Origin of the sequence: Mesorhizobium atlanticum, assembly GCF_003289965.1 — a bacterium.
Taxonomy (GTDB): Bacteria; Pseudomonadota; Alphaproteobacteria; order Rhizobiales; family Rhizobiaceae; genus Mesorhizobium; species Mesorhizobium atlanticum.
In genome coordinates this window covers 1-16,311 of record NZ_QMBQ01000001.1, presented here as the reverse complement: position 1 = coordinate 16,311, position 16,311 = coordinate 1, and the positions used below count along the sequence as shown (strand labels likewise).

Annotated in this window: 24 protein-coding genes and 1 riboswitch; of the genes, 17 read left to right on the top strand and 7 right to left on the bottom strand. The window is 64.7% G+C overall.

The features are described 5' to 3' along the window. Positions 1 to 119 precede the first annotated feature (119 nt). Positions 120 to 341, top strand: coding sequence for a hypothetical protein (locus DPM35_RS00115; RefSeq protein ID WP_112125335.1), 222 nt, complete (start codon positions 120 to 122; stop codon positions 339 to 341). Between the two features lie 152 nt (positions 342 to 493). Here DPM35_RS00115 and DPM35_RS00110 read toward each other — a convergent pair whose 3' ends face one another. After that, the gene (locus DPM35_RS00110; protein ID WP_112125334.1) at positions 494 to 841 is read right to left on the bottom strand and encodes a DUF982 domain-containing protein; all 348 of its coding nucleotides are present in this window, start codon (positions 839 to 841) and stop codon (positions 494 to 496) included. Between the two features lie 270 nt (positions 842 to 1,111). Between DPM35_RS00110 and DPM35_RS00105 the strand changes: the two genes are divergently transcribed. The 3 genes from DPM35_RS00105 (at position 1,112) to DPM35_RS00095 (ending at position 2,107) form a co-directional block, all read left to right on the top strand. Next, entirely contained in the window at positions 1,112 to 1,411 is a 300-nt protein-coding gene (locus DPM35_RS00105) for a DUF1236 domain-containing protein (RefSeq protein WP_112125333.1), read from the top strand. A 126-nt stretch (positions 1,412 to 1,537) separates the two neighbouring features. Further along, positions 1,538 to 1,747 (top strand): hypothetical protein, encoded by a 210-nt coding sequence (locus tag DPM35_RS00100; protein WP_112125332.1) that lies wholly within the window; start codon positions 1,538 to 1,540, stop codon positions 1,745 to 1,747. A 108-nt stretch (positions 1,748 to 1,855) separates the two neighbouring features. Beyond that, positions 1,856 to 2,107 (top strand): DUF2934 domain-containing protein, encoded by a 252-nt coding sequence (locus DPM35_RS00095; RefSeq protein ID WP_112125331.1) that lies wholly within the window; start codon positions 1,856 to 1,858, stop codon positions 2,105 to 2,107. Between the two features lie 329 nt (positions 2,108 to 2,436). Here the strand turns inward: DPM35_RS00095 and DPM35_RS00090 are convergent, their stop codons facing one another. The 3 genes from DPM35_RS00090 to DPM35_RS00080 all read right to left on the bottom strand — a co-directional run bounded on the left by DPM35_RS00090 (position 2,437) and on the right by DPM35_RS00080 (position 4,380). Next, the gene (locus DPM35_RS00090) at positions 2,437 to 2,646 is read right to left on the bottom strand and encodes a hypothetical protein (RefSeq protein WP_112125330.1); all 210 of its coding nucleotides are present in this window, start codon (positions 2,644 to 2,646) and stop codon (positions 2,437 to 2,439) included. Between the two features lie 203 nt (positions 2,647 to 2,849). Next, positions 2,850 to 3,194, bottom strand: a complete 345-nt coding sequence (locus DPM35_RS00085) for a hypothetical protein (protein WP_112125329.1) — start codon at positions 3,192 to 3,194, stop codon at positions 2,850 to 2,852. A 97-nt stretch (positions 3,195 to 3,291) separates the two neighbouring features. Then, positions 3,292 to 4,380: a nucleotidyltransferase family protein gene (locus tag DPM35_RS00080; protein WP_112125328.1), complete on the bottom strand. Its 1,089-nt coding sequence runs from the start codon at positions 4,378 to 4,380 to the stop codon at positions 3,292 to 3,294. Positions 4,381 to 4,573: 193 nt separating this feature from the next. After that, a riboswitch (TPP riboswitch) is annotated at positions 4,574 to 4,686 on the top strand. On the opposite strand from DPM35_RS00080, the gene DPM35_RS00075 reads away from it, so the two are divergent. The 4 genes from DPM35_RS00075 to DPM35_RS00060 all read left to right on the top strand — a co-directional run bounded on the left by DPM35_RS00075 (position 4,677) and on the right by DPM35_RS00060 (position 8,015). Continuing rightward, complete coding sequence (locus tag DPM35_RS00075; protein WP_112126170.1) at positions 4,677 to 5,285, top strand: YkoF family thiamine/hydroxymethylpyrimidine-binding protein; 609 nt, start codon at positions 4,677 to 4,679, stop codon at positions 5,283 to 5,285. It overlaps the preceding riboswitch by 10 nt. 162 nt (positions 5,286 to 5,447) lie before the next feature. After that, the gene (locus DPM35_RS00070; RefSeq protein WP_112125327.1) at positions 5,448 to 6,236 is read left to right on the top strand and encodes an ABC transporter permease; all 789 of its coding nucleotides are present in this window, start codon (positions 5,448 to 5,450) and stop codon (positions 6,234 to 6,236) included. After that, on the top strand, positions 6,233 to 7,009 hold the full coding sequence (locus DPM35_RS00065; RefSeq protein ID WP_112125326.1) for an ABC transporter ATP-binding protein: 777 nt from the start codon (positions 6,233 to 6,235) through the stop codon (positions 7,007 to 7,009). Before DPM35_RS00070 ends, DPM35_RS00065 begins: the two co-directional genes overlap by 4 nt. Further along, entirely contained in the window at positions 7,002 to 8,015 is a 1,014-nt protein-coding gene (locus DPM35_RS00060) for an ABC transporter substrate-binding protein (protein ID WP_112125325.1), read from the top strand. The genes DPM35_RS00065 and DPM35_RS00060 overlap by 8 nt, the downstream gene beginning before the upstream one ends. A gap of 587 nt (positions 8,016 to 8,602) precedes the next feature. On the opposite strand, the gene DPM35_RS00055 is transcribed toward DPM35_RS00060, so the two are convergent. The 3 genes from DPM35_RS00055 to DPM35_RS00045 form a co-directional block, all read right to left on the bottom strand. Then, positions 8,603 to 9,475, bottom strand: a complete 873-nt coding sequence (locus DPM35_RS00055; RefSeq protein ID WP_112125324.1) for a DUF2167 domain-containing protein — start codon at positions 9,473 to 9,475, stop codon at positions 8,603 to 8,605. A 135-nt stretch (positions 9,476 to 9,610) separates the two neighbouring features. Next, on the bottom strand, positions 9,611 to 9,997 hold the full coding sequence (locus DPM35_RS00050; protein ID WP_112125323.1) for a hypothetical protein: 387 nt from the start codon (positions 9,995 to 9,997) through the stop codon (positions 9,611 to 9,613). 208 nt (positions 9,998 to 10,205) lie between these two features. Beyond that, positions 10,206 to 10,850 (bottom strand): LexA family transcriptional regulator, encoded by a 645-nt coding sequence (locus tag DPM35_RS00045; protein WP_112125322.1) that lies wholly within the window; start codon positions 10,848 to 10,850, stop codon positions 10,206 to 10,208. Positions 10,851 to 10,930: 80 nt separating this feature from the next. Here DPM35_RS00045 and DPM35_RS00040 point away from each other — a divergent pair, with 80 nt between their 5' ends. The 9 genes from DPM35_RS00040 (at position 10,931) to DPM35_RS32290 (ending at position 16,009) form a co-directional block, all read left to right on the top strand. Beyond that, positions 10,931 to 11,260, top strand: a complete 330-nt coding sequence (locus DPM35_RS00040; protein ID WP_245431372.1) for a hypothetical protein — start codon at positions 10,931 to 10,933, stop codon at positions 11,258 to 11,260. Continuing rightward, on the top strand, positions 11,257 to 11,571 hold the full coding sequence (locus DPM35_RS00035; protein WP_112125321.1) for a hypothetical protein: 315 nt from the start codon (positions 11,257 to 11,259) through the stop codon (positions 11,569 to 11,571). The genes DPM35_RS00040 and DPM35_RS00035 overlap by 4 nt, the downstream gene beginning before the upstream one ends. 111 nt (positions 11,572 to 11,682) lie before the next feature. Then, positions 11,683 to 12,501, top strand: a complete 819-nt coding sequence (locus DPM35_RS00030) for a GcrA cell cycle regulator (protein WP_112125320.1) — start codon at positions 11,683 to 11,685, stop codon at positions 12,499 to 12,501. 265 nt (positions 12,502 to 12,766) lie between these two features. Further along, positions 12,767 to 13,447 carry a hypothetical protein gene (locus DPM35_RS00025; RefSeq protein ID WP_112125319.1) on the top strand — a complete coding sequence of 227 codons (681 nt, stop codon included), beginning with the start codon at positions 12,767 to 12,769 and terminating at the stop codon, positions 13,445 to 13,447. Then, a complete protein-coding gene (locus DPM35_RS00020) occupies positions 13,368 to 13,745 on the top strand; it encodes a hypothetical protein (protein ID WP_146767892.1) in 378 nt (125 codons plus the stop codon). Before DPM35_RS00025 ends, DPM35_RS00020 begins: the two co-directional genes overlap by 80 nt. 174 nt (positions 13,746 to 13,919) lie before the next feature. Beyond that, positions 13,920 to 14,516, top strand: a complete 597-nt coding sequence (locus tag DPM35_RS00015; protein ID WP_112125317.1) for a DUF6456 domain-containing protein — start codon at positions 13,920 to 13,922, stop codon at positions 14,514 to 14,516. A 302-nt stretch (positions 14,517 to 14,818) separates the two neighbouring features. Next, a complete protein-coding gene (locus tag DPM35_RS00010; RefSeq protein WP_112125316.1) occupies positions 14,819 to 15,610 on the top strand; it encodes a PhzF family phenazine biosynthesis protein in 792 nt (263 codons plus the stop codon). Between the two features lie 20 nt (positions 15,611 to 15,630). Next, positions 15,631 to 15,783: a hypothetical protein gene (locus DPM35_RS32295; RefSeq protein WP_181591876.1), complete on the top strand. Its 153-nt coding sequence runs from the start codon at positions 15,631 to 15,633 to the stop codon at positions 15,781 to 15,783. A gap of 79 nt (positions 15,784 to 15,862) precedes the next feature. Next, positions 15,863 to 16,009: a hypothetical protein gene (locus DPM35_RS32290; protein ID WP_181591875.1), complete on the top strand. Its 147-nt coding sequence runs from the start codon at positions 15,863 to 15,865 to the stop codon at positions 16,007 to 16,009. Positions 16,010 to 16,311: the final 302 nt, after the last annotated feature.

Here is a 16,311-nt window from a genome sequence, read left to right as displayed (position 1 = left end):
TCGCGCTTGAGTTAGCGGCTCTGGGCTCACGCTGTCTCATAGACAACACAAATCAATGGCAAGGTGGAGATTCGGGCGGCGGCGAACAATACGGGCGGGTCAGGAGGAGTCTAACCGACATGTCGAAACGAGAAATCGGAACATCCCGTTCCCTCGGGATGCGCGTCGCCGATCTCAAAGCCAGGATGCGCGACGCCCGGATCACCGAGCATGAGATGAAGACCTTCCAGAAGGTCGCGGCCATCATGGGGGGCGGCGAGGGCTCCCTACGCATCGAAGCGGACGACCTGATCGCCGCGTCCTTCGTTACCGAGGCGCTGGGCGAGTCGACGCCGACCTGACCGCGGCCACCAGCCGAAAATTCCCCGATTGATCCAGTCGACCGTCAGCCGCCAGGCGGCGGTCCGCGGGAAGACGGACGCGAGGCGGCCTTGTTGCCGGGATATCGTCGGCTTGATCCTGAAACCTGCAAGGCCAATGCGCACCGGCGCCGTCAGTGCGCCGGCCGCTGCTGCGCCCGGCTTTCGCGTGCCCGGTTGCGTCTGATCTTGGCCTCGCGCAGCACCGCGACCGGATCGGCCCCGGTCCACTCGATCCCCGCTTTCCTGGCGAAGACCAGGAACGCCTGGCGCGCCTTGTCGAGATCGATGTCTCCGGCCCGCGCCGCCTCGCAGGCGCGCAGCGCCGTTGCGTGGCTCTCGCCCCGCGAGGCCGGCGGCCATTCCTTGAGAAAATTCTGCATCCCGGTGAGCGAGCCGATCTCGCGCTTGAAGCCGGCGCCGACGGCGATCACCACTGGGGCGCGAAGTTCGATGTCGCTTCTGATGTAACCTTCTCGCATGACGGCGACGCCCTTTGGATTTCAAAGTCTTGGGGAGTTTCAATGCCTTCCAATGCGGAGCCGATGCGAAGGTTCCGCCACATCAATTAGTTGTCGCTGACGGAACAACACCTCGCCGGGGACGTTTGCCCCGGGAGCTCAACTATTCGGCCTGCCGGTGTTTCCGCCCCTCGCGGAGGCAGGGCGGAGCTCGCCAAACGCGATCCGAAGGATCGTCGTGAACCAATACGCGATCCGAAGGGTCGTCGTGAACACAACAGGAGAGAAACGATGAAAAACACCCTCATTCCAGCTGTCGCCGGCCTGGCTTTGATGGCCGGTATCGGCATCGCGGCCGCGGACGAGGTGATCATCACCCCCGAGCAGCAAACCGTGGTCAAGGAATATGTCCACAAGCATCCGATCGCCTCGGTCAACGTGCTCGGCCTCGAGCTCGGCGTCGGCTCGACCGTGCCCGACACCGTCGAGTTGCAGCAGGTTCCGGACGTCAAGTATCGCTATGCGATCGTCAACGACCACACGGTGCTGATCGATCCCGGCACGCGCCGCGTTGTCCAGGTGATCCAGTAACACCTGGAACCGAGGAGCCCGATCCTCCCGCGGAAGCATCGGGGAGGACCGGGCTCTTCTCGCATTAGGGCAAAACGCCTAGAATGCAGTGGTTTGGGAGGCAACGAAGCGGAAGGAGTCGTTGCCATGCATCATCCACATGTCGAATCACCCAGCGTCGCCGCCACGGTCGACAAGCTGCTGGCCGAGCACAGGACTGGCCTGCTGACCATGCAAGAGGCAATTTCCCTGCTGCGGCAGCGCACGGGGACCGACCGCTCTGACGCGGATTTAGCCGGACTGATCGCAAAGAAGGCAGCGCATCTGGGCATCGCGGTCGTCGTCGACGGACACTGAACGAATTTGCCGCCTAAGTCGGTCGCATATGCGTGATACCGAAGACGCCGCGTGAAAATTCCGCTACTGTTCGCGCCGGGGAACCCGTCCCAACCTTAGGAGGCGACAGTGACGGACGACAGGCACGAACGCATTCGCCAGCGCGCGCACGAGATCTGGGAACAGGCCGGCCGGCCCGAAGGTGCTCATATGGAGCATTGGGAACAGGCGGCCGCCGAGATCGACGCGGCAGGCAAGCCGAAGAAAGCTCCGAAGAAGGCGGCTGCCGCCAAGGTCGAGAAGCCGAAAGCCGCCAAGGCGGAAAAGCCCGCCAAGGCCCCCGCCAAGGCAAAGGCGGCCAAGCCGAAAGCCAAGGCCTGAATCTCCGGCGGCCGCGCCGCCGCCGGCTCATCCCGACAACGAGCTCCGACAGTGACCGGACGCGACTGCACTGGCCGCGCCGGTAGCCGGCGCCGCCGTGCTGAGCGAAGGCTTCGCCCATGGCGGCCGCCTGACCGCCACGCTCGGTATCGCCTTCGCCGGCCGGCAGGTTGGCGGCAATGCGGGGTTGCAGTTCAGCTGGTAGGAAGAGGAAGAAGAGGAAAGGCGCGCCGCCGAACCGCTCTAACTCTTTGTTTTTACGCAATTCCGGACGGAAGGCTACGGCGAAGGCGCCGAGCCTAACCGCTCACGCTTTTCCTGGAATTGCTCTAGTGCCCTCCCTGCCTCCTGGCGTATTGCGCGACCGCGCAGAGAAGGGCAAGCGCCGCGGTATCGCAGGCAGCCCGCGACGGCGACGGGCCTTTGGCGAAAAGGACCGCGTCCGCGACCGGAACCGTCAGTCCGTGCTTTCTGGCAAATGAAGTGACTTCGTATGGCTGATCCTCGGGCAGTGCGCCGATGTCGATTTGCGGTTGCATCAAACGTGTTCCTCCCTGGTATGCGTCTCTGTCCCTCCTTCACCCGGGAGGAATTAACGCCCGGCCACTCACCCGCGTCCACCAATTGGCGATTGTGTGAAACGATGCATTTGCCGGGGCGGCGAGCCAAGGGTTGCAGGCGGCCGGTTGAGGGGTCTGCGGCGCGGGCTTCTTCCTTCTTGCACACGGGGGAGGGAAGCGCCTCACCAGGCATCGCTCGACCTGGCGAACCTCACCCCCGCCGCGATCATCGCGTTTTCGCACTCGCTGATCAGCCTGAGGTTTCGCAGATATCGCGCCACCGTTTCCGGCAGCCAGGCGGCGCAGGCTTCGACATAGGCGCGGCCATGCACCAGCGTGCCGGTCGAAAGCCGCTCGTCCTTCTCGGCGATCACTTTCAGATATTGCCGGATGAAGCGGATGTCGTCGGTGATGTCCTGGCTCGCCATGCGCCAGGCTCCGGCGAGGCGTTCGCGCTCGGCGAGCGGCAGCGGCGACGGCAAAGGGCGGGAGAGGTCGGCAAAAGCGGCATGATTGGCGGTGTTCAAGCAGATTCCCTCAAAGAAAGTATCGTACTTTATGTACGAAACGCGGTCAAGCAGGGTTCGTACAATTTGAACGATATGCTTCGACTTGAGGTAAAAATCAGGCGATCCGCACCGAAAAGCCTTCGAGCTGCACGCCGACTTCGCCAAGTGCCCGCCCCAAGACCGACTGGACCATTTCATGCCTGTCCGGCTTCAGCAGGCCCAAGCCCTTCCGCAATGCGTCCCGCCAGGCGTCGCCGCGCTCCCACGCCTCCGCGAAAGCCAGTGCAAGGTCATCCTGTCGGCGCGTCGTATCCAGTGCCTCGACCAGCAGGCCCGCCTGATGGAGGTCCTTCTCCCGCTTCGGCGCCGCGCCTCGCTCGCGGCGGGTCGCCACTATCAGCTTGTGGACGGCGAAGCGTTCGGGCGAGGGGACAAGCACCGGCACGCCGGAGCGATGCAGCAGCACCGTCCTTACTGGATCGCGGATCAGGAAATCGAGGAAGCGCAGCGGCTGCGCCGAAGCGCCGCCGAGCGACGGCATCGGGCTGGCGCGGTCGGCGTGGTTGTCGCTGCCGCGGTTGGGGGTGAGAAACTCGATCCTGTAGCGCGAGGCGTTCTCGTACTGCGTCGTGCGGCCGGCATCGGTCCGGTGCGGGATTTCGCGAAACGTCGGGTCGACGGCCCTCAGCACGTCGATGACCGGCGGCATGCTGTCTTCCACGTCGGCCGAAACGGAATGGAACTGCGCGAAATCGGCATCGCCTGTCTGCAGCGCGGCGCCCGGCAGCCGCACGCCGAGATGCCCGGCATAGGTCTGGAAAGCGACGGTGCCCACCAGCACCGCGCGCAGCCGGAAGAGCCCCGCCTTTTCCAGCGCCTCGACGACATCGCCGGTGAAGGTTTCGGGTGCCGTCAGGCCAGCATCGCGGACAAGCGTGGAGACCAGCTTGCGGCGACTCCTGAGATCGCCCTTGATCTCCCTGAAGGCCGCAACCCGCCTGGCGATCTCGGGATCCTCGGCCGGACCGACATAACGCCTCGTTTTCTCGGGGCGGGTTTCCTCGAAATACCAGTAGTCGCGGCCCTTCACCGGCACGCGTACGAAATTGCCCGCCGTCGAGAAATCCGTCTCGAAGGAAGCATCGAGGCTGCGCTGCACCAACTCGGCGTAGAGGGTGCGGTAGGCGAGGTCGATGGTCTTCATCGCTCGTACCAGCGTTATAAGATTTCCAAAATTTTCTTATAATTGCGTGTGGCCGGCTCGATTGCAAGTCTGTTATAAGAAAATCGTGAAAATCTTATAACTACCGGCATCTCCCCTAGGGGAGATGAGACTTCCTGGCCCAACTGCCCGGCAAAAAAACGCTTCCCCAACCCCGCAAACAGTGCTTTAACGCCGCCATCCACAGGGGTGCTCCGTACGGTCGGGGCTGAGATGGTGGCGGCAAGCCTCCGGACCCTAAAGCTGATCTGGATAATACCAGCGGAGCGAGGCGGGCCATGTTTTCCGGCGCACAGATTTCCCTTTATCCCATGGCCGACGATTTCGTCGGCGTCATCCTCGGCGCGTTGGGCGCGCTCGATCCTTACCGCGACAGGCTGAGGATCGAGACCGACGACATCTCGACGCTGCTGGTTGGGCCGCCCGAAGTGCTTTTCCCGGCCATGCGCGACCTGTTCGTGGCGGCGGCCAGGAGCGGCAAGCATTGCGTGCTGTCGGCCGCCGTCTCGCGCGGCTGCCCCGGCGAGCCGGACGATCCGATCTGCCGCTCCGACGAGATCGGCGGCCCGGCGATCCCGCTCGACGACCGCAAACGCGCGGCGCTTGGCGCCGTGCGGTCGACGCCTTCGACCGACCAGCCGGTGGCGGCGCAATTCTCGCTCTATGTGATGGGCGCCAGTGACCACATGGACGAGATCTATGGCTGCATCGACTTCCTGAAACAGTCCGGCGTGTTCGACCGTTCCAAGAACTTCTGCACCAGGCTGCGCGGCGATGCCGGCGCGGTGTTCGCCACGCTCAACGAAGCCTTCTGCCGCTTCGGCCCAGGCGCGGGCCACGTGACCCTCGACATCACGATTTCGGCCAACAGCCCGACCGCGGTTTGAGCGCACGCGCTCGGGCTGTCGAGGAGAGCTGTCGTGGTTGTTTCATTTGATCCGTGTGGGGGAAGTGCCCCTGATCGTGCTCCGCAAGTAGGGCATACGCCGGCGATTGGCGAAAGCGGTCGCGACGGCCAATCTCCCCCGCATGGGGGGAGATCAGCTCTCATGACCGCCCTCGCGAAGCTCGCCCCTGCCGCCACTGCATTCGCCCTGCTCCTCCTCGCCTGGGAGCTCTACGCCCGCCTCGGCGGCATCGCGCCCACCGTGCTTCCCGCGCCGTCCCGCGTGCTGGCGCAGGCCTGGGAAAACCGCGCGGCACTCGCCGAAAACACGCTGCCCACCATCCGCGCCACGCTTGCCGGCTTCGCCTGCTCGCTCGTCGCCGCCTTCGTGCTTTCGGCACTGGTCGACTTCTTGGCCCCCCTGCGCCGCGCGCTGTTTCCGCTGCTGATCGCCAGCCAGACCTTGCCGCTGGTGGCGATCGCGCCGCTGGTGGTCTTGTGGTTCGGTTTCGGGCTCTTGCCGAAGATCCTGCTGGTCGCGCTGGTCACCTTCTTTCCGATGATGGTGGCGCTGGTCGAAGGCTACGCCGCCACGAGTGCGGAAATCAGCCAGATGCTTGCCGCCATGGGAGCGGGGCGCCGGCGCATATTCTGGCTGGCGCGGCTGCCGTCGGCGCTGCCCTATTTCTTCGCCGGACTGCGCATCTCCATCACCTATGCGGTGGTCGGCGCGATCTTCGCCGAATATGCGGGCGCGGCGAAGGGGCTGGGCATCTACATGCTCAGCGCCAAGAACAACTTTCGGCCCGACCTCGTGCTTGCCGCCGTCGCCGTCAGCTCGGCGCTGACGCTGGCATTGTTTGGTCTGGCCGTCCTGGTGCAGCGCCTCGCCATGCCTTGGGAGAAGGCCGGGCGCGACCGCAGGGCCGAACCTTCCGAGCGCCGGTCATGACCCGGCTCGAGCTTCGCCATATGCGAAAAAGCTTCGGCGCGTTGGAGGTTCTGGCCGGCGTTTCGCTCGATGTCGGCGCGGGCGAGTTCGTGTCGATCCTGGGCCCCTCCGGCGCCGGCAAGTCGACGCTGTTCCAGCTCCTCACAGGCGCGATCCGGGGCGAGGGCGATATGCGCTTCGACGGCGCGCCGCTCGATGGCGCCCGCTTCGCCTTCATGCCGCAGCGCGACGCGCTGATGCCGTGGCGGCGCGTCATCGACAATGCGACTCTGGGTCTGGAAGTGCAGGGCATGACGCGCCGGGCCGCGCGCGAGCGCGTGGCGCCCTTGTTCGCCGAATTCGGCCTTGCCGGCTTCGAGCGCGCCTGGCCGGCCGAGCTGTCGGGCGGCATGCGCCAGCGCGCGGCGCTCTTGCGCACCGTGGTGCAGCAACGCGACATGCTTTTGCTCGACGAGCCCTTCGGCGCGCTCGATGCGCTGACCCGCGCGGCCATGCAGCGCTGGCTCGAAGGCATGTGGCGAAGCCACCGCTGGACCGCGCTGCTGATCACCCATGACGTGCGCGAGGCGGTGCTTCTGTCCGACCGCATCTATGTGCTTTCGGCGCGGCCCGCGCGCGTGGTCCGCGAAGTGGCCGTGCCGCTGCCGCGCCCGCGCACCGACAGCGCCGCGCTCGCCCGCGAGGCGGCCGCGATCGAGGCCGGCATCCTCGACACGCTGCTCGGCCAGCCGACCCCTATCAACGACCACCCGATGGAGAACCGAAATGATTGACCTCACCCGCCGCCAGACGCTGTTCCTGGCCGCCAGCCTGCCATTTGCCGGGACCGTCACGCGTGCCCGGGCCGCCGCGCAAAAGATCACCGTCGCGCTCGACTGGACCGTCAACACCAACCACATCGGCCTGTTCGTTGCCCGCGACAAAGGCTTCTACCATGACGCGGGGCTCGACGTCGAAATCCTCCCCTATGGCGACACCGGCTCGGGCACGCTGGTGGCCAACCGCGTCGCCGATTTCGGCATTTCGGGTTCGCTCGGCCTGTTCACGCAAAAGAGCGCCGGCGCCGACCTGAAGGCCGTCTACGCGGTCGTCCAGTCGGAAACCGGCCGCGTCGTCTTCAACGCCGACCGCGCCGCCATCAAGACTCCGAAGAATCTCGACGGCCTGACCTATGGCGGCTTCGGCAGCGCCTGGGAGAACGCGCTGATCTCGACCATCATCCGCCACGACGGCGGCAAGGGCGATTTTTCGACCGTGACGCTGGGCACCTCGGCTTACGAAGCGCTGGCCAATGGCGCGGTCGACTTCACGCTGGAAGTCTCGACCTGGGAGGGCGTCGAGGCCGAGCTGAAAGGCTTGAAACAGCGCAGCTTCCGATACGCCGATTACGGCGTGCCGGACGAGCACACCACGCTGATCGTTTCCAGCAACGCCTTCCTCGCCGCCAATCCAAAGGCCGCCGCCGCCTTCGTCCAGGCGACGCGGGCCGGCTACGCCTACGCGGTTGATCACGCGAAGGGGGCTGGCGAGTTGCTGGTCGCCGCCAACAAGGACACGCTGACCAACCCGGCGCTGATCGATGCCTCGCTGAAGGCGCTGAACGACGGCCATTTCCTGAAGAGTGCCGCCGGCGCCATCGGCACCATGGACAAGGCGAAGATGGAAGCGATGGGCGGGTATTTGTTCGCTTCGGGGATCCTGCTCGATGGCAACGGCAAGGCGCTGACGACGCGACCGGACTTCTCTGCCTATTTCAGCAACGAGTTCCTGGCGAAATGAGGAAGGGCTGTCGGCCGAGAGCCTGGGCGCCGGCGGCCCGACAGGTTCGACCGGCGGCGCTACCGTCATGCAATCGGGTGATGAAGTCCTCGCCGGTCGGCGCTAAGGCATGTCTCCCTAAAGTGGGACCCGGTTTCGGGATAAAGACATGCGTAAATCAAAGACCTAAAGCGCATGGAGCGAATCCGAAGGATCGCGACGCGCTTTAGAGCAATTCCAGGAGAAGTGTGAGCGGTTTTCCGTCGGGAAATTGCGCCAAAACAAAGAGTTAGAGCGGTTCGCCGTTTCCGTGAAACCGTGAAACGCTGTAGCCGGGTTGCCAGTCAACCGGCGCTCTCTGGCCCGCTGCCGACATCTCGCGCAGCGGGCTTCTTCTTGGGAAAATGAATGGCGGCGGCCCGGCGCCATCGCTGTTGGGGTGCGAACGGTAGGCGCCGAGCCTAACCGACAGCTTCGTAAGGGACACGTCGCTGTCGGCTAAGACCATTTATGCGCAGTTGCTAATATATGTGAAGCGTTCAATCGAACGAAAGCCCGAGACATTCGCACGAATTCAGCTGCGATTTGGAGACCTTCCTGTTCCCAAATCAGCTATCGGCCTTTTTCCTGCTGAACAGCCTTCTCAGCCACACCAGCGGCAGCAGCAGGATGAAGGCGCCTTTCTTCAGCACGACCAGGGCGAGCGCGATCACCCCGGCGCTGGCGGCCCCGCCATATTTGACGCCGAGCATCGTCGCCAGCACGCCCAGCGCGCCATAGCCGGCCACCTTGTCGCCGCTTGAGAATTCGAAATAGGACGAGCCGGCCTGGGGCTTGTAGGCGGCCGCCGAGGCCGCGACGATCTTCTGCACGTCGTCGCCCGTGATGTTGCCGTTCACCGGCACGATCTTGATCGGGACATAGCCCTGCCGGTCGAAGATCGAGACCGAGATGTTGATGGTCCGGTCGCCGCTCCAGTTCAGGATGTTGGCGTAGTAGAGGATGTTCTTGCCCTTATCGATCTGCGGATAGACGAGCCAGCCGTCGAAGCGGATGTCCTGCCCAAGTCGCTGTGACTGCGCCTTGACCGAATCCTTGAAGCTCTCCTCGATCGAGCCGATTTCCTCGCTGCGGTCGCCGCTGTCCCAGTCGGCGAGGCTGACATAGCCGTCCGAAACCGGTTTCTCGACGGTCAGGTTGTCGATCTCCGGCGTGAAGCCGAAGATCAGCTGATCGATCGAGCCGCACTCGCCGCGGTCCCAGCCGAACTCCTTCACCACCAGGTCGCAACGGTCCTCCGGCTTCAGGTAGAAGGCGCCGCTGCCGGCCGGCGCGATCGTGCCCCTGGCGGCGCTTAGAGGCTGGGTAAAATCCTGCGGATGATAGTTCGCGTCCTCGGCATGCACGCTCGCTGGCTGCGCCAGCAGGCAGGCATACGCCACCGCAACGAAAATCAGGTTCTTCCTGACCGATTTGTTCATGACCCCCTCCGGTGGACCGGACCCCAATCTCACGCCCCCGTGATCTAATGGGATTTTCAAAACAAGTACAAGCCGGAAAAGTTCCTTTTTTGTTCTTTGTACGGACTGTAATGTCCGGGCATCGCTGCGGCGCGCCTAATTCTTCACAATGGCATAGAGCAGGGCAGTTTTGACATGTCGTCCAGCTTCGCCCTGCAGGGAAAGGGCCGCTGCAAACAATTTCGCCGTTGCGGGGCACAGGCCCGCGAAATTCCGATTGGCGTTCGCTATGGCCTCCATCTCAGCCGGCGTTCCACCGCCTTCGGTGAAGGCGTCGGCGAGGAGCGACCAGTCCTGATCCTCGGGTTCGGCGGCCGGCAGACCGCTTCTTTTGGCGGCGCCAAAAGCGCGAAACAGCGTCGCGCCCATCTTGTCCAGATGCGCCAGAAATTCACCATCAGGCGCGCTGACGGCGTCTGGCCCGCTGCGCAGGTAGTTGTCGCAGGTGGCTGGCGTTTGTCGCGTAATCAGGTGGTTCAGCATGGCAAGCTGGGCCGAGAGCGCCTGCGAGGCTTCGAGAGCACGGCAACGAATATGCGCGACACCGCGCCGGTGCGGCGAGACATGGTTTGATCCTCCCCCCGGAGTTGCCGCGACCGCGGCTGCAATTCCTATATAGTTCTGCTTTTGTTCTAAAATGCAAGCATAAATTGTAGTGGCCGCCGAAGTGGCTCCATCGAGGGATCCACTCTCACATATCGATCATCGACCGCTTCACGCGCCCGATGATGGTGATCGCGCCCTCCAACTCCGGTGGGGGGATATCCAGGTAGGAAGCCGGCTGGAACGGCGGGTTGTCGTTGGGGCGGTAGCGCTTGTAGGTGGCCCGTCCGGTCTCGTCCGAGATCACATAGCAGCCATTGGTCACCAGCCGCTTGTCGCGCAAATTGACGAAGATGATCGAATCCGGCGGCGAGATCTTGTTCATCGAAGGACCGTCGACGCGGAGCGCAATCCATTCGCCTTCCTCGAGGTCGGCGGTGGGGATCGTCGGATAGTCGGAAAGGTTGACGACGCTGTCCTGGCTGCCGAGCTCGCCGGCGCTGATCCATGACACGATCGGCACGTCGACGGTGACGGGCGAGGGCATGAGATTGACCGGCGCCGCTTCGGCGCCATCGCCCCCCAAACTGCCATTGAACAGCAGCCAGCCGGGGTCGACGCCGAACAGCCGGCCGTATTTCTCGGCGGCTTTCCGCGACAGCGGCCGGTTGCCGTTCTCATGGCTGATCAACGTGTTCTTGTTGATCTCGCGCAGCGCCCGCGCGGCATCGCTGGGCGAGGCATAGCCGGCCTGGGCGCGCGCCTGCTGCAATCTGTGCCGGGAATCCATCATCGTACAAAATGCCTGAAATTTATCGTGCAAAGTGTACGATTTCGCTTGCGCGTCATTCGTACATAACGTACGCTTAGCGCATGAATGAGCATCCCGCAAGCATTTCCGCATTACCCGTGATTCCGACGCAGCCTGTCCCGGGCCTGCCCACGAGCGTCTCTGGGCTGCCCACGAGCATCTCGGGGCTTATCGATCGCTGGGGCAGCATCGGCGCTTTCGCCGCCGATGTCGGCTGCGGCTACGAGGCGGCGCGCCAGATGCGCCGGCGCGGCCGCATCGCGCCGCAGCACTGGCCGCATGTGGTGGCGGCCAGCCGCCGGCTGGGCATCGCCGGCGTCAGCTACGAATGGCTGGCCGGCCGCGCCGCCGCCATGCAACGGGCGGGCGCCATGCAAGGGGAGGCGGCATGAACGCGCTGCCCTTCCAATTCAAGTCACCTTTGGAATTCCAATCGTCCGGACTGTCTTCCTCCCCCGTCCGGGCGCATTCCGGGGCGCTTGCCCCGGATCCGGTCGAACCGCCCGCACCCCGGTTCACCGGAACGGCCGGAGCCGTTCCTCCCCCGGCTCCGGCCCCCAATCCGGGCACAAGCTGCATCCGCACCGAGGACGGCACCGTCATCCTGTTCGACCGCGCGTCGGGCAGGGCGGTGTCGGGCCTGACGCGGGCGGCGGCTGAAGCCAGGCTTCGCGAGCTGGACGGGGCCGCGCGCCCCGCCTGATTCCAACCCTTTTCCAAACCGCACCGACGGCCTCGCGGCCGAACCCAGGCGCTTGGGTTCCAGCCCGGCGCTTTCGCATGCCCACGCCCCAGCAATCGACGGAATGAGAAGATGGCAGCCGCCTACACTGAAAAGGAAATCGACGAGATCGCAGCCTGGCTGAAGGAGGGGCTTTCGGCCTCGCGCATCGCCGGCCGCTTCAGCGCGCTGCGCGGCGCCCCGGTCTCGCGCAATGCCATCATCGGCATTGTCCACCGCAACGCCGGCTTGCGCGCCATCGGCTTCGCCAATCCCAAGGGCGGCCGCGCCGGCGGCAGGCCGAGGAAGCATGCCCGGCCGGACCGCCCGGGCAGGCGGGGCAGGACCGTGATTGGAGGGATAGCGCTCTCCGAGCCGGCCGCGCTTTCCAGATTTGCCGAGCTGGTGGAAGGCGCCGGCGGCGAAGCTGCCGATCTCCCCCCCATTCTTACACCGGGAAGTGGGGGAGATGTCCGGCAGGACAGAGGGGGGTGCTGTCCCGCCGACCTTTCAGTCGTAGGCGCTTCCTCGAACCCGGACGCCATCACCGCTCGCACCCCCAAGCCCAAAAAGCCCAAGGCCCGCAAACCCGCGCGCACGCTGCCGCCGGCCTGGCTCGCCCCCGGCGAACGCGAAAAATCCGAAGCGCAGCGCTACAAGCTCCCGGCGCCGCCGCCGCCGGTAAACCCCGGCCGCCAGCCGCATGTGGCGGCGATGCGCTTCCTCGACTGCCTGTTCGGCCGCTGCCGCGCCCCGCTCGATCTCGCGTTGCGCGAGGATGCCGAAGCCGATCCGCTGGGCGCGCGCCCGGGGCCGGACATGCTGTGCTGCGGCCTGCCGACGTCGGCCACGCGCAGCTACTGCGCGCACCATCACGCCAGGTTCCACGGCCACCGCGGGAGGGGAAGGTGATTGGGGAAACAATGATGGGCGAGGCGTCGGAGCTGCCAATCTCCTCCCTTGCGGGGGAGATGTCCGGCCGGACAGAGGGGGGTGTGAAGGAATGCGACGTCTCAGAACTGCCTTTCGCTATGGTCTGTTGTGGCCCGGTAAGGGTTCCAAACGCTGATATGCTGGCGGGACAGCGCCCCCCTCTGGCCTGCCGGCCATCTCCCCCGCAAGGGAGGAGATCAGCTACCCGCCGCTGCCGCCGCTTGCTCCTGACCGAGCCCACCCCATGAGCGGCACGATCTGGTCGAAATTCTTCTGGTCGGACTGGGAGTCCGATCCGAACCTCAGGCTCTGCTCTCTCGCGGCGCAAGGCCTGTGGATGCGCATGCTGTGCATTGCCGCCGCGCATGAGCCGGTCGGCTATGTCGCGATCGCCGGCAAGGGGCTGGACGAGACCGCCCTTGCCCGCCTTGCCGGCTGCGCGGAGATGGAGCTTGGCGCGCTGCTTGGCGAGCTCGAGCAGAACCGCGTCTTCTCGCGCGACCGCCACGGCCGCATCTATTCCAGGCGCATGATCGCCGACGCCCGCAAGGCTCGGCTCGCGCGCAAGAACGGCTTGAAGGGCGGCAACCCAAGCCTTTCGAAGGAAAGGGCTTTTCCGCCCTCGGATAAGCGGCGGGCAAGGGCCGGGGATAAGGCGGGGGATAAAACCCAGAGTCCAGACTCCCAGAGTCCACAAGCCATCGATCCATCGAGAGAAAACGCCCCGGCGTTTTCCGCTTCGCGGGACAGGAATGGAAAAGCGCCTCCAGGGCAACCGCCCGAAAAGAAATGGCAGCGGCGCAGGACCCATGTCGATGCCGCCAACGCAATCATCGAGGAGATCAATGACCGCAGCCGAATTGCAGCAGGCGGCGAAGGCGCTGGCCGCGATGTTTTCCTGCTTCCCGCAATCCGCGCTGGCTGACGCCGAGATGCAGCTGCGCGGGTATCTGGCCGCCGTGCAGGATGCCGAGCTCGAGGATGTCGAGGCCGCGATCCGGCGCTTCATCCGCGGCGAGGCCAAGGTCGACAACGCCCAGTTCTGCCCGTCGAGCGCGCAGCTTTCGATCGAGGTGCGGGAGCGGCGCCTGATGAGGGAGCTGACGGCGAAGCGGGGCGTCCAGCCAGGCGCCAGTTCCTCGCCCCCGCTGCGCGGGGGAGAGGTGGCGCGGCGAAGCCGCGACGGAGAGGGGAGCGCCCTTCGCGAAATCAAAGCCGGCTGAGAACCTGGCTCCTCGCATCACGAGCGAAGCCGCAACGAGCTCAACCTTCCACGCCATTGGCTTCGCGGAGGGCGTCCCCCTCTCCGTCCGCTTCGCGGCCACCTCTCCCCCACCGTTGGTGGGGGCGAGGAACCCAAGTTCTGCAACACTCACCCACAACCCAAGGACCCGCCCATGCCCCGCAAATCCTCGAAAAAACCCCAACCGCCAAAACTCCCCAAGGGCGAGGCCGAGCAGGTGCGCATCCGCCGCGAGGTCGGCCACGACTTCGCGTTGAAGCAGGACGCCTTCGGCCGCCAGCGGCTGACCGCCGGCACGGCCGAGGCGCGGCGCGTCTACGAAGTGTCGAACGGCGGCTACACCTCCACCGGCGGCATCGTGCGCCTGCGCAATGTCGATCCGCTGGTGGGCATCACCTCGCTCACCCGCCAGCAGCGCGAGGCCGGCCAGCGTTTTCGCGACGATTTCGAGCGCGCCGCCCGCCACGGCCTGCAGCCGCAATCCTGGAGCGAACGCGTCGACGCCAGCCGCATGGGCGGCGGCGTCCCCGACCGCGTCCTCTCAGCCGGCCGCGCCCATGCCCATGCAGCCGCCGCGCTCGCCCATTGGGATGTGGCGGAGGTGGTGCGCAAGACCTGCCTCGAAGGCCAGTCGGTGAAGGCCATCGCCGAGCGGAGCGGCGAGGGAAGGGATGTGGTGGTGAAGCTGCTGAAGGTGGGGCTGGATTTGCTGGCGGTGCACTATGGGATGATGGGGAGGAAGGCGGGGTGAGTTTTGGTTGAGGCGACCGTCAAAGCACGAGTCTTCGTTGGTTAGGAGATAGCTTCGGCAACAGCTATGGCACGGCGGTGCAAATCAGGACAGCCGCGGGCGCGTTCCTGTTATCCGTCCTTATTTTGCATTACACTCCCAGCTTGGGCCGGTTGGGGCAGACCCGCAGCGCAGCTGAAGAGTCTTAATGCGCGCGAACGGACGCCGACAGCCTGCTCTCGCCGGCCGGCTGCCGGTTCGAAACCGGATGTTGAAAGCATCAAGCAAGCGGCTGACGACTGAGCCGGCTGGAGGTTGGTAGCATGCGCGTTCCCATCTATCAGGTTGACGCATTCACCAAGCGGCGCTTTGCCGGAAATCCGGCCGCGGTTGTGGTGCTGCCAAGCTTTCCGAGCGACACTGTCATGCGAGCCGTCGCGGCCGAGAACAACCTGGCCGAGACGGCATTCCTCGTCCAAGAAGAGGGCCAATATCATCTGCGCTGGTTCACCCCCGCTGTCGAGGTGCCGCTGTGCGGCCACGCCACATTGGCGACGGCGGCGGTCGTTATGGAACGCCTCTCGCCGAACCTTGGCGGAGTGGTTTTCCAAACCGCCAGCGGTGAATTGCCTGTAGCTCGCAGTGCCGACGGTTATGTCCTGGACTTCCCCAGCAGGCCGTCCGAAAAGGTCAGTTCTCCGCCAGACGTGTCGAAAGCCCTGGGCATCATGCCAACTGAGGTCTATCGCAATCAATTCAACTATCTTGCCGTCCTGGATGATGCCCGAAATGTCCGCGATCTGCAGCCGGACCTTGTCGCGATCGCCGGTCTCGATCGATCTGGCATCATCGTCACCGCGCCCGGCGATGATGGCTATGATTTTGTCAGTCGCTACTTTGCGCCCGCCAAAGGGGTACCGGAGGACCCCGTCACCGGGGCGGCCCATTGCATGCTGGCGCCTTACTGGGCTGAGAGATCTGGCAGGTCGTCTTTTGTCGCCTACCAGGCCTCACGTCGCGGGGGCGAGGTCGTCTGTCGGCTTTGCGGTGACCGGGTGGAACTAGAAGGCAGTTGCGTCTTCTACCTAGAGGGCCAAGCGGACATATCACTATAAACCCAGCTCCGGCCTTGCCGATGGCGCGCATCGGTCAGCGCGATCCTAAAGGCGGCGCCGCTCACGAAATTCAGTTCACCTCCTACCTGCTCGACGGCGACGAGTATCAAGCGGCATCTGCCGACGAGGCACTCGAGATCGCAAGCAGGGCTTCGCTTAGTAGGCGCCAATGAAATACCCCGATGGGTCCTTGCCCGACTTGGCGACAAGATCGTCGTCTGGGAAGGAAACGAAGGCGTCGTGGTCTGCTCCATGGATACCGACGAATATTCCGAGGAGTATCCCAAGGAAGCATTCGGATATCTGGAACGAGGGATCATGGTCCTGTCCGAAAAGGCGGGGCTGATTCACTATGTGAAGCCCGAAATCGACATGCGACTGATCGAGCGGAAGAAATGAAGGGAGGGATCGCCAATCGCGGATGCTGGCGCCGCCCCTCATCCGCCTGCCGGCACCTTCTCCCCGTGAACGGGGAGAAGAGGACTGGCCGCAGCGCCGGCGCCAATTCCGTGACGTTGGTGATTGGCGAAAGCGTCGATGACAGGCTCTTTCTCCCCGTCACTATACGGGGAGAAATGCCCGGCAGGGCAATGAGGGGCAGCGCCGACCGATAGCCTTTGTCAGAGCGTTCACCGCCTCAAGCGTCTTTCTTCGCAGGCCTTGACTCACTGTCAGGCGCCCCCTCCCACCCAAACACACTC